The organism is Bacteriovorax sp. Seq25_V (assembly GCF_000447795.1).
Lineage (GTDB): Bacteria > Bdellovibrionota > Bacteriovoracia > Bacteriovoracales > Bacteriovoracaceae > Halobacteriovorax_A.
Window position 1 is genome coordinate 22149 of record NZ_AUNI01000010.1, and the last position, 17048, is coordinate 39196.

16 protein-coding genes are annotated in these 17048 nt (G+C 35.6%); 12 read left to right on the forward strand and 4 right to left on the reverse strand.

Annotated features, from left to right (window positions below):
* Position 1 precedes the first annotated feature (1 nt).
* From M900_RS04260 to M900_RS04305, 10 genes are all read left to right on the forward strand, one after another.
* Positions 2-616, forward strand: coding sequence for an L-threonylcarbamoyladenylate synthase (locus M900_RS04260; protein WP_021273679.1), 615 nt, complete (start codon positions 2-4; stop codon positions 614-616).
* On the forward strand, positions 617-1762 hold the full coding sequence (locus M900_RS04265; RefSeq protein ID WP_021273606.1) for a sensor histidine kinase KdpD: 1146 nt from the start codon (positions 617-619) through the stop codon (positions 1760-1762).
* Positions 1759-2277, forward strand: a complete 519-nt coding sequence (locus tag M900_RS04270; RefSeq protein WP_021273712.1) for a response regulator transcription factor — start codon at positions 1759-1761, stop codon at positions 2275-2277. The genes M900_RS04265 and M900_RS04270 overlap by 4 nt, the downstream gene beginning before the upstream one ends.
* Before the next feature lie 56 nt (positions 2278-2333).
* A complete protein-coding gene (locus M900_RS16940; RefSeq protein ID WP_157680537.1) occupies positions 2334-2867 on the forward strand; it encodes a redoxin family protein in 534 nt (177 codons plus the stop codon).
* Positions 2868-2879: 12 nt separating this feature from the next.
* The gene (locus M900_RS04280; protein ID WP_021273648.1) at positions 2880-3311 is read left to right on the forward strand and encodes a hypothetical protein; all 432 of its coding nucleotides are present in this window, start codon (positions 2880-2882) and stop codon (positions 3309-3311) included.
* The gene (locus tag M900_RS04285; RefSeq protein WP_021273593.1) at positions 3289-3738 is read left to right on the forward strand and encodes a hypothetical protein; all 450 of its coding nucleotides are present in this window, start codon (positions 3289-3291) and stop codon (positions 3736-3738) included. The genes M900_RS04280 and M900_RS04285 overlap by 23 nt, the downstream gene beginning before the upstream one ends.
* On the forward strand, positions 3735-4628 hold the full coding sequence (locus tag M900_RS04290) for a hypothetical protein (protein ID WP_198295938.1): 894 nt from the start codon (positions 3735-3737) through the stop codon (positions 4626-4628). Before M900_RS04285 ends, M900_RS04290 begins: the two co-directional genes overlap by 4 nt.
* Before the next feature lie 16 nt (positions 4629-4644).
* Positions 4645-6141: a dolichyl-phosphate-mannose--protein mannosyltransferase gene (locus M900_RS04295; RefSeq protein ID WP_021273641.1), complete on the forward strand. Its 1497-nt coding sequence runs from the start codon at positions 4645-4647 to the stop codon at positions 6139-6141.
* A gap of 75 nt (positions 6142-6216) precedes the next feature.
* A complete protein-coding gene (locus tag M900_RS04300) occupies positions 6217-7623 on the forward strand; it encodes a hypothetical protein (protein WP_021273665.1) in 1407 nt (468 codons plus the stop codon).
* A gap of 20 nt (positions 7624-7643) precedes the next feature.
* Entirely contained in the window at positions 7644-7946 is a 303-nt protein-coding gene (locus M900_RS04305) for a hypothetical protein (RefSeq protein WP_021273711.1), read from the forward strand.
* Here M900_RS04305 and meaB read toward each other — a convergent pair.
* From meaB to M900_RS04320, 3 genes are read right to left on the reverse strand one after another with little or no spacing between them, the layout of a single operon-like run.
* The gene (gene meaB, locus M900_RS04310) at positions 7923-8900 is read right to left on the reverse strand and encodes a methylmalonyl Co-A mutase-associated GTPase MeaB (RefSeq protein WP_021273611.1); all 978 of its coding nucleotides are present in this window, start codon (positions 8898-8900) and stop codon (positions 7923-7925) included. The two genes, M900_RS04305 and meaB, sit on opposite strands and share 24 nt — an antisense overlap.
* Positions 8901-8908: 8 nt before the next feature.
* Entirely contained in the window at positions 8909-11053 is a 2145-nt protein-coding gene (gene scpA / locus M900_RS04315; protein ID WP_021273597.1) for a methylmalonyl-CoA mutase, read from the reverse strand.
* An 8-nt stretch (positions 11054-11061) separates the two neighbouring features.
* Positions 11062-11688, reverse strand: coding sequence for an HAD family phosphatase (locus M900_RS04320; protein ID WP_021273680.1), 627 nt, complete (start codon positions 11686-11688; stop codon positions 11062-11064).
* 134 nt (positions 11689-11822) lie between these two features.
* Between M900_RS04320 and M900_RS04325 the strand changes: the two genes are divergently transcribed.
* Together M900_RS04325 and M900_RS04330 are read left to right on the forward strand one after the other, a co-directional pair.
* Positions 11823-12377, forward strand: a complete 555-nt coding sequence (locus tag M900_RS04325) for a hypothetical protein (protein WP_021273632.1) — start codon at positions 11823-11825, stop codon at positions 12375-12377.
* 36 nt (positions 12378-12413) lie between these two features.
* Complete coding sequence (locus M900_RS04330; RefSeq protein ID WP_021273713.1) at positions 12414-14423, forward strand: hypothetical protein; 2010 nt, start codon at positions 12414-12416, stop codon at positions 14421-14423.
* 13 nt (positions 14424-14436) lie between these two features.
* Here M900_RS04330 and M900_RS04335 read toward each other — a convergent pair whose 3' ends face one another.
* Positions 14437-16986, reverse strand: coding sequence for a pitrilysin family protein (locus M900_RS04335; protein WP_021273708.1), 2550 nt, complete (start codon positions 16984-16986; stop codon positions 14437-14439).
* Between the last annotated feature and the right edge of the window lie 62 nt (positions 16987-17048).

Sequence of the window (17048 nt, forward strand, 5' to 3'; positions counted from 1 at the left end):
TGTGATTGAGTATGTGATTGCTGAAAATCCAGATGATAGAGTATTAAGGCGTGCATCTGAGCTCATTAAGAAAGGTGAGCTCGTTTGTATTCCAACGGATACTAATTGGGTCGTGATAGCTGATCCATTCTCTAAACAAGGGGTGGAGAAGATCTATAAATTTAAAAATGTAGATAAGCTCCATCATTTCTCCTTGTTGTGCGATTCAATTTCAAGAGCGAGTGAAGTAGCACTAATTGATGATAGTATTTTTAAAATTCTTAGAAGGATTACTCCAGGTCATTTTACCTTTATCTTTGAAGCGACAAAGAAGATAACGAAGGCCGTTCAAGCAAATAAAATGGATCATCAGGTAGGGATAAGATTTATCCCATCGACACTTGTAGAGAAATTACTCGCTGTTCATGGTGAAGTCGTGATGTCGACAAATATTGACTACGCTAAATATGGTTTAGATGAAGATAATGTTTATAGTTATCAAATTGAAGAAGCGATTGGGAATAGTCTACAGATGATTATTGATCCAGGGGAGTATGAATTCGCTGGTCAATCTACAATTGTTGACTTTACAAGTGGAGCAGCTGAAATCATTAGACAGGGTGTGGGAAAACTTTAAATGGAAAAGAAAGATATTATTTTAAATCTTCGCTGGTTTACTTTAATACTGCTTTCTTTTCTGGGCCTTTACCTTATCGAGCTTACGTCAATTTCATATCGTCAATTTATATTTTACAACCTTAGTATCGTTGTTGGGGTTGTTTATAACTTCAACAGGATCAAAGTAAAAAATATCAATCTGACGAATGAATTCTACATCGACATTTTACTTATCAATCTCGTTGTTTATTTTTCAGGCGGTTTGAAAAACTCTTACTATCTGATTGTTTTTATTCCCGCTATTTTTTCACTGCTGCTTTTAAATATTAGGGATGTTTTCAAGTTGTTGGTGATCACATTTATCGGTATTGCTATTCAATCGAGCTCTATCTTTCAGTTCACTCCACAAGTTAATTATCTTGACCCGATATATATTTTCTCAGTTTATATTTTTCTTCTACTTTTTCTTTTTAAAGTTAAGCAAGATGAATATGAGGGAGAGTTAAACTCTTTGAGGTCTAGAGAGAAAAGTGAAAATGAATTAGCTCTTATCGGCGCGATGACTGCAGCCCTTTGTCACAAAATTGGAACTCCGTTAAATACGATGAGATTAAAGATTGATCGGCTTACAAATGGACGATTTAAAGAGACGGAGTTACCAATGCTAGAAGAGGCACAGGAGGAGATTGAAAAACTGCTTAGACATATCCGAGAAAGTGCTATTAGTGATCAGAGTTTGTCTGGATCAAAGTTCACAAATATAAGCGACGTTCTAGAGGATTTGAAAACAAGAAGAAATGATGTTGAAATTGAGATTGGAGTTAATATTGAAGAAGTCCATGTTTTAATTGATAGAAAAATATTAGAAAAGTTTATCGATGATATTCTTGATAATAGTTTAGAAGCCAGTGCCTCAAGAGTTAATGTAGAGCTTGAAGAGAGTGATAAATTTGTTAAGCTTAACTTTGTTGATAATGGTGTTGGTTTCTCAAAAGAGGCTTTAGATAATTTTGGAAAGCCATTTGTATCTTCAAAGGGTGGCCAAGGGCTTGGGATTGGGCTATATAACTTGAAAACCTATATGAATTATTTAAAAGGTGAACTTGCCGTTAGTAATAACAAAGAGGGTGCTGTAGTTAGCCTAGTGTTTAGTAAAGAAAAATGAAGATTATAATTGTTGATGATGATATTAATTTTTGTGAATCCTTATCCTTGGATTTTAATGATGATGGCTTTGAAGTAAGTTATTATAATACAGTCGCTAGTTTTCTTAAGGCCCGACCTGCTTGTCACTCACTTATTCTTGATCTTAGACTAGGAACTGAAACATCTACTAATTTTTTAGCAGATATTAGAAAAGTCGTAGGATCAGAAACCAAAATCATTATGTTAACTGGCTATGGTTCTATTTCAACAACTGTTGAGGCGATGAAGTTAGGGGCTGATGATTATCTAACGAAACCAATAAAATATGACGTTTTAAAAAGCAAAATCTTAGACCTGCCACTTTCTTTTAAACAGGATAATGATGAAGCTTTGTCGCTGGACCAGGCCGAGCGAGAACATATTGAATTTGTCCTAAATTCCTGTCAGGGAAATATTACTAAGGCATCGAAAATATTGGGAATTCATCGTCAGAGCTTACAAAGAAAGCTTAAAAAATACTCGCCCGTTAAGTAACTCCTGCAACAATATGCTGCATTTACTTGCTAGCTTGTTCACGCTAAATAGCAGTAATGGAAATATTTCTTCTAATGCTTTTTCCATTTATGGTTTGGGCCAATAAAATTGATATGAAAAATATCGAGGGTCTTGATCTGCGTACAATGGAAAATAAGAGTATCGAATTGAATGCTAAGTTTAATGTCTTTATGTTCTTTAGTGCTTCATGCCCATGTTCAAAAAGTTACTTTGATTATCTAAATAAGTTGTCTGAAAAATATAAGGATATTCAGTTCTTTGGTTTTCATTCTTCGAAGACACTCAGTACAGATGTAGCAAAGAATTACTTTTCTAACTTTGATGTTCATTTTCCCGTTATTCAGGATAAAGAACTAAAATATGCAAATATCTTTGAGGCTCTAAAGACGCCTCATGTTTTTGTTTTAGATGCTAAAAAAAATATTGTATTTCATGGTGGTGTTGCTGATTCAAGACACATGACGAGTGCAAAGAATTTTTACTTAGAAAATGCGTTAAATGATATTAGTAATGGAAATCAACCAAGAATGGCGCATGCAAAAGCCCTCGGTTGTTATATCGCAAGATAATAGGAGTTATAGATGAAATTAGTTTTTGCAATGTTCTTATCTCTTGGAGCTTTTGCTCATTGTCCTCTTGAGTTCAAGTCAGAGAATCTTTGTGCAATTTTAAATTGGAAAAAAGCGCCAATAGCAAATGTCGATAATTCTTTTGAAGTGACGTTTTGGAAGAAGGGTGATTATAATCACGTACCAGTAACACCGCAAGCTGATGTTGGCTTCATAGCATGGATGGTGATGGATAACGGACATCAGCATGGTGGGCCAGCAATGACATGGAATGAAATATCAGAAGGAAAATTTGAAGTAAATGATGCAAAATTTTTCATGCACGGGATGAAAGGATACTGGCAAGTAAAGATTCAACTTTCTGAGTATGGTGACCTTGTTGAAGAGAATGCTGTTAAAGTAGACCTTTCTGGAAATGGAAATGGTGGAGGACATCATCATTAAGATTTTAAGCTTATTTTTAATATTTATACTGATTACATCATGTGGAAAATCTCCGTTTACTTCAGAGTTATTAAATAATTCTAAACCTACTGAGATTGCTGATGGATCTTTAGCTAAGGGGAAAAGACTTGGATCTTATGATTTAGATTTTCGCCATGATGGAGAATTTATTCTTTATAATGAGAATCAGGCTAAGTTAAATATTACTCAAGTTGATGGGGAACAAGACTTTATTGATATAAGTGACCTTGAAATTTACCTTTGGATGCCTGAGCATGGGCATGGTTCATATCCTATTAATGTTTCACTTGATCAGAGTGGAAATATTCTTTTAAGGGATATGTACTTTACGATGCCTGGGAATTGGATCTTGATAATAAAAAGCATAAAGCTAAATACGAGTTTAAGTTGGCCAATTATTCTTTGAAAGTTATTATTTTTCTCATTGTTCAAACATCTCTTTTGGCCGCTTCTTGTTGTGGTGGTGGAGGTGGTAGTCAGAATCTTATCCTTAATGACGCTGCGATAAAGCTATCTCTTGCATATTCAAATACAACTTACCTGAGTGATATTGATTCTAAGGGTAGTGAAGTACAAAGAAAAAAATCGGGACTCGAAATTAAAGAAGTTGTAAGTTTGGGATATGCTAAAAGCTTTTTGGCCTATCATCAAGCAGGCTTAGAACTTAATGGGGTGAAGATTACGAAGGGGGAAGGTGCTACTGAAAGAAGTGAAATTAATCCGGGGGATTTAAAGTTCTTCTATGGCTATGAAGTGTTTCCAGAAACATATTACAGTATTTGGAAGCCTCGTGGTTTTGCGTCTTTTGTGTTTAATATTCCTCTTGGAAATTCAAAGTATGATTATGAAACTACGGCCGGTGAAGATATTAGTAGTAGTGGTTTTTATAGCCTTTCTGCCAACTTAGTCCTTTTAAAAGTTTATGGACGTCATCAGCTTTTACTTTCTTTTGGAGGAGTCGGAACATTTACTGGTGATACTGGCAAGGGAAAAGTAGAGAGGGATTTGGGTTATAATGTGAGTGGAAGCTATAGTTTTAGTTCACTATATGACTTTGCAGATCTTTCCTTCACAATAGGAAGAGATGTAATTGGTAAGGACAAGCTCTATAAAGATAGTGAAGTAATAGAGTCTTCTAATTCGATTGAAAACTTTGCATCTATTTCTCTGTCTCATGAAGTAAATGAAGAAAATGCCATCTCACTAACGTATAAAGACACTGTTAATTTTGGGGGACAGAAGAATATTTCCACGTACAAGCTGATTTCGGTCAATTATTTACATTATTCCTTTTGAAAGATAAAATTTTTCTATGAGAAAAATTAATATCCTTTTATTTGTTGTTATCCAATTTATTATCAGTTTTTATTGCTTATCCTTTGGTGATGATACATCGCTTGGTCTTATTGATGGTTGGGTTAGAATTGGAAATAACAGCTTCGAATCACTTGTTGATTTCAGCACTTGGGGTATTATTAAGAGTAACGTCGAGCCAGTTGTTGCTTTTTCTTTTGGAAGCACAACGATCCCTCTTTTATTTCAGGCGAGAGAAACAGGATTTATCTATATTATTATTAAGTTATTATCTGTAATAATTGGACCTGTGTTTGCACTTCAGCTGGTGAATTTAATATTAGTTTGTGCAACTTTCTATTTTTTAGATAAGATTCTATCAAGATTTTTTTCAAAAGATGATCAACCGGTAGCCCTCGCTTTAATGGTACTATCTCCTGTTCTTATGTACTTTGGTGGGCCATATTATCCTGATAAGTTTATCTTTTTCTTTACGGTTCTACTAGCCTATCAAATTCTTGAGAAGAAAAGTGCAAAGTATGTAATTTTAACTGCCACACTTGGACTTTTAACAAAGTTTATCTTTATCTTGAATATCATATTGGTGCTTTTAGCTTTTGGTGATAAGAAAAGGGTTCTTGGGTTATTGAAGACAAAAACTTTCAAAGTCGTTTTTAGCTTTCTTACAGTACTCCTCGCATTTATTGTGACTAAAATGTATGACCAGTTTTATTACGAGTTTGTAACAGATCATAATATTTTTAAATCGAGCTTTTTTAACCTGGAATACCTACGTCATATGGCCATGGTTCTGGTTGATCAAAGAAGTTATTTGGAATACTTCATTATCGGTGGAAGTAGTAAGGGATATCTGGTTCTAAGTTGTCTTGTTAATATTGCTGTCTTCTTGGGACTAAGATTTACGAATGCTAAGAAAATGGTTGTTTCAATATTTGCATATTTCATCCTTCTATATTTTGCAATTTATGAATTTTCGAATGCATCAGATTATTTTACGGAGGCTCTCGTTGTATTACTTATTTTAAAGGGAATGAGTATTGCACATGCGCCAAAAGAATATAAAAAAGGCTTGATTGTTCTTGTTCTTATTCTTTCTGCTTGGGAATTTGGGGCATGGTTTAATGGAATGACAACTGGAAAGCTTAGGGGAGAGATTGCTTTGAGTGAGAAGCTTAAGGTAATGAATCTTATTCAAGAACGTGGAGCAAACCAAGTAATTGTAGTAAATAAGTATGACCTTGGCGTTTATGACTTTCTTTCAGAGGGGAAGATTAAAGGATCTTTCTTTGACAAGGATACTTTTCAATACCAAAAGCAGGCATGTGTTCTTGGTTATTATAGTTATAAATTTGGTGGCGCCTATGCTGGTGAAGAACAAACAAATCTAAGAGATATTTATACCCTGACTGTATTTATTGATAAGTATAAGTATTCATTGGAAGATGTAATGTACGAAGATAGGTTATTTGCTTATTTAGGGTGTAAGCAAAATTAGTGTCTAAACTTTTGACACCCTTGTTAATATTACTATATTAAGCCATTTTCCTCATGAAATGAGGATAATGGTTCCATGAAAAAAATTATCGCGACATTATTATTGGTAAACTCAGTTGTATATGCTGAAGTTGAAAGTGTTAACTTCCTAGAAATTGGGTTTGAGAAATGGGATTACGAAAGACCAGCGAATCCTTCTGTCGCTAGTGGGCACTTGAAATTTACTGAAGCTAAAATGTCTCGAGCTGATCTTAGCTTTAATATGAAGAATAAAGATCAAATGTTTGATGCGCAGATGTACTGGAAGAATAATATAATCAGTTTTACGACTCCATTTATGAACCTAGATTTTGGAATGGGAGAGAATAGTGGATTTAATGATATAAAAAGTATCTCTACAAAAAATAGCTCAGCCATTATTAATCCTCTCTTTTTCTCTTTTACGGGAGAAGATTTCTCATTTGGCCTTGATGATATGAAGTTAGGGCTTAAGAACTTTACTGCATTCTGTACTGCTAACGATGAAGAACTTGATATGGCCTCTGCAGAGGGGATTGAATATGGTTGTATGACTGAGATGTCTCTTAACTCTAATGACTATGCAAGACCTCTAGAACTTAATATGGTAATGGATTATGAGGATGGCGATAAGTTAACTTTTAATGCAAATCTATCAAATATTGATCTAAATGATTCAACCTTGATACAGGCGAAGGCAACTTCAGCAGATATGACAGTGTCGAAATATTTTGTGGAAATGGCTGAAGCTAATCTTGTTTGTCAGAAAAAAACTGACATGAAAGTATTTGATTCAGAAGTATTTAAAAAAGATTGCGAAAATACAATTGATCTCACTGTTCCTAAAATTGTGGTAAACAATAAAACAGACGATACAAAGTTTTATCTCGAAACAGAAGAGATTAAAATTCAGAACGAAAAGTTAAGCTTCAAGGCACCTGTTATTCAATTTGTTGATAAGGTCAGTAGTGTTACAACTTATGACTTGGAATTGAATTGTGATAAGAGTGCAAAAGCGACTGCTTATGATCTTCATTCGATGATTGGAGAATGTCTAAAAAATGGTGAGGTGAGGATTCCACGCCTTGTTTCAAGAGATGAAGATAAACTTTGGTGGAGTTATGGTGATATTTTATCAAAGAATGTTGACCCAACGTCACATATTAAGAGTAAAGAAAAAGACGCGGCAGATATCTCAATTAAGATGATTAATAAGAATGTAAAGCTTTCAGCGAATGCCTATACAAAGATTCTTGGAGTTACAACGAAGTTCCATGTCGATGTTAAGGGACAGGCTGTTCACTTACCAGAAAAAGATCAAATTATTATTAAAGTCAGTGATATCGCTGTACCACTTGGTTGGATTAAAATAAAATGGAAGAAGGTTCTTCTTGGAATTATGAAGAAAGCTATCGTCGGTTCGATGATCGAATTTCAGGGCGATAATATTATTATTCAATTATAATAGAAGATATGGAGTTTATGATGAAAAAATTAATTTATGCAGCACTTGTCTTAATGGGAACTAGTTCTTATGCTCTTGAATGTACTGGCGCTGGCGGATTTGGTATTAGTGTCGATTCAACGGGGAATGGTGAACTTTCAACTCCTCAAGAATCAATCAGTCTTAAAAACGTAAATGGATCAGGTAACTATTATTTTGCAAGTGTAAACGAGGGAAATGTCAGAACATTTACTCTTTCAGTGTCCCCTGGAGATCTGGCAAGTACTTTAAAGCTTATTTATAAAAGAGGGGCTCCTCAATCAGTTGAGGTCACTTGTAAATAATAATTCAAGCATTTTTTCGGCACTCTTAAAGGGTGTCGATTTATTTTGAACAACATTACTCTCAAGCTTTTTAAACTCACTTTGAAGCTTTGGGTTCTCTGAAATTTTACTTTTTATCATTTCTAAAAACAAACTATTTAACCACTTCTTGTTTTGATTAAGTCTTTTATTTTTTAAGAAGTCATATTTAGTTGTTACTTCGATATACTCGAGAACATCTTCCCAGTATTCTTTGATTCCTGAATTTTCAAGAGCCGAAATGAGTTTCACACGTGGCTTCCAAACAGCACTGCGAGACATGATATTCATTGCACTTAGATATTCACTCTGTGTTGATTTTGCACGACCAAGGTTTTCACCTTCTGCTTTATTAATAAGAATATAATCGGAAACCTCTATAATACCTTTTTTAATTCCTTGGAGCTCGTCTCCTGCTCCAGGAAGAAGCAGAACAGTGAAAAGATCTACCATATCAGAAACCGCAAACTCTGATTGTCCGACACCAACAGTTTCGATGAGAATAACATCAAAGCCTGCAGCTTCACAAAGTAGCATTGCTTCTCTTGTTTTTTGAGCAACACCACCAAGAGTTCCTGATGTAGGACTTGGACGAATATAGGCATTTGGCTCCTGAGAGAGTCTTTCCATTCTTGTTTTATCACCTAAGATGCTTCCTCCTGAGACTGGAGAACTTGGATCGATTGCGAGAACCGCAACCTTCTTACCAAGTGAAGTTAGGTGAAGGCCTAGGGACTCAATAAATGTTGATTTACCAACACCTGGAGTCCCTGAGATTCCAATTCGAATTGTATTTCCCGTGTGAGGTAGAAGTTCTTCAATAAGTGCTTGGGCCTGCTTTTGATGCTCTGGCTTCTTACTCTCACTAAGAGTGATTGCCTTTGATAAAGCTCTAATTTTTCCTGCACTAATGTCTGATGCTTTTATCTCACTCATATTTGTTCCTACTTCATTGCCGCTTTTACAGCTTCAAGAACGCCTTTAGCTGCTTCAGGGATTGGAGTACCTGGACCAAAGATTCCCTTAACTCCTGCTTTAACTAGGAAATCGTAATCTTGTTTTGGGATAACTCCACCACATACAACAATAATATCTTCAGCGTCTAATTTTTTAAGTTCGCTGATAAGATCAGGAATAAGTGTCTTGTGACCTGCAGCTTGGGATGAGACACCAACAATGTGCACATCATTTTCAACAGCCTGTTTTGCAACTTCTTCTGGAGTTGAAAATAGTGGCGCTAGGTCGATATCAAAACCAACATCTGCAAATGCTGTGGCAATTACTTTTGCTCCACGATCGTGACCGTCTTGTCCCATTTTAGCGACGAGCATTCTTGGGCGTCTTCCAAACTCTTTTTCAAAATCATCAATTTCTTTCATGATACTTTTCCAGTTGTCATCGTTTTCATAAGCCTTACCATAAACACCAGCAACAGTTTTTGAGTTCGCATTATATCTTCCCCAGACCTTCTCTAGAGCATAAGTGATTTCACCAACTGAACATCTTGCACGAACTGCTTTAATTGCAAGGTCAAGTCCGTTACCTTCACCTGTTTCTGCGTATCTTGTTAGTGCTTCCATACATGCTTCGACTTGAGACTCATCTCTGTTCGCACGTAGTTCTTCAAGACGTCTAATTTGAGAGTTTAAAACAGCAACGTTATCGATATCTAAAACTTCGACTTTATCTTCTGTTGTTGGTTTGTACTTATTAACACCGACAATAACATCTTCACCTTTGTCGATACGAGCTTGTTTTGCTGCTGCAGCTTCTTCAATTTTAAGTTTAGGAACACCTGTCTCAATCGCTTTAGACATACCTCCAGAAGCATCTACTTCTTTAATTATAGCACGAGCTTTCTCTGCAATCTCATGAGTAAGGCTTTCCATCATGTAAGATCCTCCCCATGGGTCAACAGTATTTGTGATACCTGTTTCCTCTTGGAGAATGATCTGTGTATTTCTTGCAATTCTTGCAGAGAATTCTGTCGGAAGTGCGATCGCTTCATCAAAAGCATTTGTGTGAAGAGACTGTGTTCCACCAAAAACTGCTGCCATCGCTTCAACAGTCGTTCTAATTATATTGTTATAAGGATCTTGTTCTGTTAATGACCAACCAGATGTTTGGCAGTGTGTTCTAAGCATTAGTGAACTTTGATTTTTTGGTTCATACTTAGAAACTATTTCAGACCACAGAAGTCTTGCAGCTCTAAGCTTTGCAATCTCCATATAGAAATTCATTCCAATACCAAAAAAGAAGGAAAGTCTTGGGGCAAAGTCATCAATTTTCATCCCAGCAGCTAAAGCTGTTTCGATATACTCTTTTCCGTCTGCTAGTGTATAAGCAAGTTCAAGAGCGGCATCTGCACCCGCTTCTTGAATATGATATCCAGAGATTGAGATAGAGTTAAACTTCGGCATATTTTTTGAAGTATATTCAAAAATATCTGCAATGATCTTCATTGAAGGTTTTGGTGGAAAGATGTAAGTGTTTCTAACCATAAACTCTTTTAGAATATCATTTTGAATTGTGCCTGAAAGTTGATCTTGTGAAACGCCTTGCTCTTCAGCAGCCACAACATAGCCTGCAAGAATTGGAAGAACGGCTCCATTCATTGTCATTGAAACTGAAACTTTATCAAGTGGAATTTGATCGAAAAGAACTTTCATATCTTCAACACTATCAATTGCTACTCCGGCTTTTCCAACATCACCTTTTACACGTGGGTGGTCAGAATCATATCCTCTGTGTGTTGCGAGATCAAAGGCAACAGAAACACCTTGCCCACCAGCGGCGAGTGCTTTCTTGTAAAAGTTATTTGATTCTTCAGCAGTAGAAAAACCTGCGTACTGTCTAATTGTCCAAGGACGACCTGTGTACATTGTGGCACGTGGACCACGAATAAATGGTTCGAATCCTGGCATTGTATTTTGGAATGGGAGATCTTTTACATCTTCTTCTGTGTAGAGAGATTGGACTGTGATATTTTCTGGAGTAAGAGTCTCTTTCGGCCCTTTTCCTTTTGTTTCTTTGGTCGCAAGATCTTTCCACGTTCGCTTGTCGATTTTTGGTGGTTGGTAATTACTCATTGTCTTTCCTATTTATGCTCGTACCAAGATACTTGAAAGGTATCTATGCCAGAAGCTTTAGCCGCTTGCAGGCCAGTTGGTGAGTCTTCAAAAATTAAACTATTTTTTTTGTCTATCTTTAGCACTTTTAATGCGTACTGGTAAGGGGCAGGGTGTGGTTTTGATAACACTGTATCTTGTCTTGTAACTACTAATTTAAAGTATTTAGATACTCCGCAGTGATCGAGCAGAGAATGAGTTATTACGTCCTCGCTCGCGGTAACGACTGCTAGAGTTTTTCCACTTTCGTTAAGTAATTTTAGAAGCTTCTGCATCTCGGGCTTGATGATTGTATTTGGATCAGTGGCAGGAATAAGATCGAGCATCAGATCATTTTTTGCTTTAAGAAAGTTATCTAGGTCATGGCTCATATATTTTGAGATGAGGGGGTAAACATCGGTATCAGCAAGGCCATAGAGGTCATCTATTGTATAAGGAGACTGTTTTTGTGTTATGAGATGTATTGCCTCAAAATGTAAGCATTCGCTATTTAAAATTGTGCCATCCATGTCAAAGAGGATTGCTTTTTTCGATTCTGTCAGCTTTAGAATATTATCAATATTTAATGTGTCTAAGTGCCCTAAAGTACTTGTCATTGCTAATTCCTCAGTCAAGTTTTTACATCAAAATTATATAATAATTATGTTTAAAAGGCAGAAAATTCTTACCTTTTGAAAAGTGTGCACGGCGTTGATATGATAAAGTTGTAGTTAGAGAACGTGGAGGGGAAGTGTTTAAAAAACCTGTCAATCAACAATCTGAACTCATCTTAGAAACAAGCCTGCAGTCATTTTTCTTTGATCAGCTTCTTGAAGTGAACAAAAAATTTCAAAGTCCATTACCTAATGAAACAATTTATTATTCTAGCCTTGTGATGGATAAATTTGGCCATTCAAATGAATACTACGAGACAGTTGATGGAAGGGTGAGAAATAAAATCCTTGGTATCAAGCTAATGGAGTCAACTCAGCTTGAGCGAAAAGAGCAGCAAAGGTCTCTGCAAGATATTGGAGATACAGCATTACTGATGTGTGGTTATTTCTATGACTCAATCAATGAAAAGCTAGTTGATTATCGCTACTATCAAGAAATTGGTCAGGCTGCATATTCCAGGCTTGATGCCTTTGTACCATCTTTCTATGATGTGAACTCATTTTATAAAATTTTATCCAGTCAATTTGAGACACTAGCAAATCTGATGCAAATGGTTCAGAAAACCAGTAGTGAATATCAGACTAATCCGATTCTTTTATTCGCTAATCATCATAGAGTAAAAGCGTCCTAGTATTTTATTTAATGCAAAATAGATTAAAATAATCTGATGAAAAAAATTAATATATATACTTTGATATTCTCTCTTTTTATTCAACCTCTATCCTTTGCACAAGATGAAGGTAGCTCTAATATATTTGTGAGAGGTGCAGATAAGGTTGCAGATACTATTGAAGAATTTCAAGGTGGAGAATACGGTATTGGGAAGAATGTCGCAAGACCACTTTCGAAATATTTAATCAAGCGAGCAGGGACACCGGGTTTCTTTATTTCAAAATATATGAGTTATCGCAAGCAGATGAATCAGCCAATCTGTTCTACGTCTGCAAAGTTAAATCATGTTGGCTATATGCTAACTCTTACTTCTGATATCACAAATCATGTTATCACTTGGAAAAATGGGAGAGACCTAAAAAAAGAGTTTGAAGGCGAAGCAGGTGAATTAGAAAAATACGCTCAAGAGAATAAGCTTGGTGAGGATAAAAATACAAAAATCCCTGAAGATAAAAGAGATGTTCATCTCAAGGCAATTGATTATCAAATTAGGTGGGAGACTCTCGAGCAGAAACGACTAAACTTGTATCGTACTCTAAAATATCCTGCTCTTGGATTGTTCTTAACAAGTCAAATTCTAACGACACAAGAGATGCTAGCACAAGCTTCAACAGCAGGAAGTGCGGCTGCAGCAGAAGAGTCTTGCTGGAACACACAAAAGGTTGTTAAGGAAGCTGAGGAGAAAAAGACTCAAGGTCTTAATGATGCTGCTGCAGAAGCTGAAAAGAAGATTGTCGAAACTAAAGAAGAAAAGCCGACTCCTTGGTATTTGAAGCCATTCATGTGGATGGGAGAGAAGTTAAGTTCTGCAGGCTCTTATTTGAAGCAGAAGGGAAAGGATATCAGAAACTCAGATACATATAAGACCCTTAAAGACCACAGAAAGGGAAAGGGGGTTAAATCTGAGTATGGTGCTGATGGAAAAGCAAAAGCAGATGTACAGACTATCCGAGAAGATAACTCTGCTGCTTATGCAGAAGAAATGATTATTAATGTTATAGAAGAGTTTAAGGGTGAAGATAAATCAAAAGGCATTGGTGGAAAATTAAAATCAGAGGCCATTGATATTGGAACACGTTATGCCGTTCGAACAATGTTGAATACACAACGAGAAGCGGTTGATAAATTCATGAGAAGTCCAACAGGAAGATATCTCGTAATAGGACAAAATATTTACATTATCTATTCTGATTTTCAGAGTATTGAGGCACAAGTAAAGTACTCAAAAGAAAAAAAAGAAACACTTGAGTACTTAAAGTCTAAGTATACTGGTTCTATTGAAAATCGCCAAGAGACAACACTTTTTGAACTAGAGTATCAAAAAATATTTCTTCAGGTCCTAGATGTTATAGCTCCAGAGGTTTATGCGATGATCGATGGTGATAAAATGAAAAATGAATTAAGTTTATGTATTTCGGATATTGGATGCGAAAAGTCTTACCAGTTCTTCAGCGAAGATATGAAAACAGTGTTTGCAAATTACCCTGTGGAAGATCAAAAGAAGATGGGGGAAACATTAAAAAGTAGTTATGCGCTTGAGCATTTTATCAGAAGCCAGAAGAAGGGTGTTGTTTTCGCAAATTATGACATGAAAAAAATGAATGAAAGTATTGAAAGAGATGTGAAAATTGTCGAAGAGAATGCAAATATTCTGAATGATAAGAAAATGATACCTATAGCTCAATTAGAAAAATCAACTAAAGCAGATTTTGATGAATATTTTAATTTTTATTCAGGAATGCTTAGGCCAGACTTTAATACAATTACATTTGAGCAGGTTCAAAAATTATCTAATGGAAGAATAGTAAAACCAAAGGCTAAAAAGGTTACTCTGGAAAGTCAGAATGTGGCGTTAAAGACAGAATCAAATAAAGAGACAGAAGATCTCGATTTGAAAGAAATTGAAAAAAAACGGTTTCAATATAATATTTTGTATAAAAAAGATGATAATATTTGGCTGAAAATTCATCAACGTTACAAGAAAAAATATAAGGACCTACTTTAAGTAGGCCCGGTTCTCATCTTCCAACAGTAACAGTAATCCAATTTTTTGAGAAAGCAGATTTAAGTTCCTTTTGGAAATCGGCATACTTCAAAGTAGAAATTTCTTTATTAGACTCATGGAAATAATCAAGTCCCTTTCCTTGTAAAGTTGGAACAGAGTAGACATTTGCATAATCATCATTAACTTGAAGATTGAGTTGATTTTGTCCCTCTATCATTATCTTAATACGATCGAAGTCTTGTTTTGAAAGACCTTCTTTACTAAGTCTATCGATAATAGTTTTAATGGCATCAATTGCTGCTTCAACTTTATCATGACCACTGGCCATGTAGATCCCCCAGTAACCAGCTTCAAGAGCATTCATATGTACTGGCTGGGCTACATAACAAAGTCCTTTTCTGTCTCGAACATCTACAAAAAGTTCAGAAGATTGACCAGAAAGGTGAGTTGTAATCATTTTTAAAACAGTATTTTCTTTGCTAGAAAGCGACTTTGTCTGCGTACCAATAAAGATTTGCGTTTGTTCGCGATCAAAATCGAGATGAAGTGTTTCCGCCTTAAGTTTCTTCACTGGCTTCGCCTTGAGTTTTACAATTTTACGTGCCTTTAGTGATTTTGTATGTAGTTTGATTTCTTCAATTACTTCTTCTGCTGTTAGGTCTCCACAATATGTAAAAAGAATCTCTCGCTTTTTGAGATTGTCATCATGAAGTTTGACTATATCAGCTCTTTTGATTTTTTTAATTGAATCCTCAGTGCCAATGATACTTTGTCCATAAGGGTGTCCTGCAAAGAGCTTCTCTGTAGCTAATCTGAAACAATTTTTTGTAGCATCTTCTTTTTGAGCATCTAAGCTTCTCTTAATCATTTTGATTTCATGTGTAAGATGCTTTTGTTGAAAAGACGGTTCCATCAAAGACTTAAGGAAATGATTACTCAACTCCTTAAAGTGGTCTGTTTGACCATGCATCGTTAATCCAAAAGCATTTTTTCCAGAGAAGTGACTAAGGCTTGCTGATTTATTTTCAAGATCATGTCTTAATGCTTCCTGTGAAACCCCTTTGTAACCTTTTGTGAGGAGACTTGCTGTAATACTGTAAATTCCACTCGTTTTTTGTGTTTCTTCAGTAATTCCACCTTTAAGGTAGGCGTGAAGAACGAAAGTCGGAGTCATTGGGTTGTGACGATATAATAAATTAATTCCCGGAATAACTTCATAAAGGGAAGTATTCGGATCATACTTTGACTTCGTGACTTTGTAATTTTCGCTCTTAATGGGCTTTGTATGTCTTGAAATATTTTTTGAAAGTGTCTCAAGTGGTTTCTTGTAGTTTTCTAACTGCTCAGACTTTGGAAGTTGAAGGCTAATGTGCATTGGGCGCGAGAAAATATCTTGGTATGCGGCATTAACTTCTTTTAAAGTGGTCTTTCTAATTCTTTCGATGAAAATATTCTCACTTTCAATATTTTCGGTCTGTGCATAACTGCTTCCTAGAGCAAAGGCAAAAGACTCAATCGATTCTTTTGAATACACTTTAGAAGCAATGTATTGATTCTTAATTTTAGTAATATCTTCTGATGAAATACCATTTTTTATAATATTTCCAAGTGTATCTTCAAGAAGCTTTATAACTTTCTTATAGTTTTCGACAGGAAAATTGATTCTTAAAAAATGAATGCCACCTTCACAGAAAAACATTGTAGATGAAGCACAGTGATTAGCAATAGAGTCCTTAAGAACAAGAGCTTTGTGTAATGGTGAACTTTCCCCATGTCCCAAAGTATTATAGGCCAGGTCTTCAGCTGCTGCTGATTTATGATCCATTCCAGGAGATTGAATCGTAAGGGATAGCTGTCCCATCCTAACATCTTTGTTGTGCATTTCAATTGTCGGTTTCGACTTCAGCTTAAATGATGGCTTCTTTGCAGCATTTCCATTTGGAAGCTCGAAAGATTCAATCTTCTTGATGATCTCTTCTTTTCTTGAAATATCTCCAGCAACGACAAGAAAGGAGTTCGAACTATTGTAATATTTTTCACGAAAGTTCATTAGCTGTTCGCGTGAGAAGTTTTTAATTGTTTTTTCATTTCCTAGAATTGCGTGAGCATAACCACCAGTGAAAGAAGACTTTTGAATCTTATGAAAAGAGTATTGATTTGGACTATCAATACTTCTTCTGAATTCTTCAAAAACTACTTCACGCTCTGGAATAAGATCTTCAATTTTAAATTGTGGATTAGAAACCATGTCGAGAAGAATATCTAGTGTTTGATTTAGATTTGAGTTGGGAGTATTGATGTAATAGCAAGTGTAATCAAAAGATGTGAATGCATTAATCTCACCACCGAACGACTCCACTTCGTGAGCAATGGCTGCTCCAGGTCTCGTTTGCGTTCCTTTGAAAAACATATGCTCGAGAAAGTGTGCAATTCCATGATCTTCCCTGGCTTCAAGTGTGCTTCCAGCTCTAAACCAAATCTGAGCTGTCGCAACGTTACTACCTGGTAAATCAACGAAGATAACTTCGAGGTTGTTTTTTAATCTATCAATTTCGTATTTCATTTACAGAATCTTCCTTTTATTGAGATATACTTATATAGAATAAACTATTAATGACTTAATTA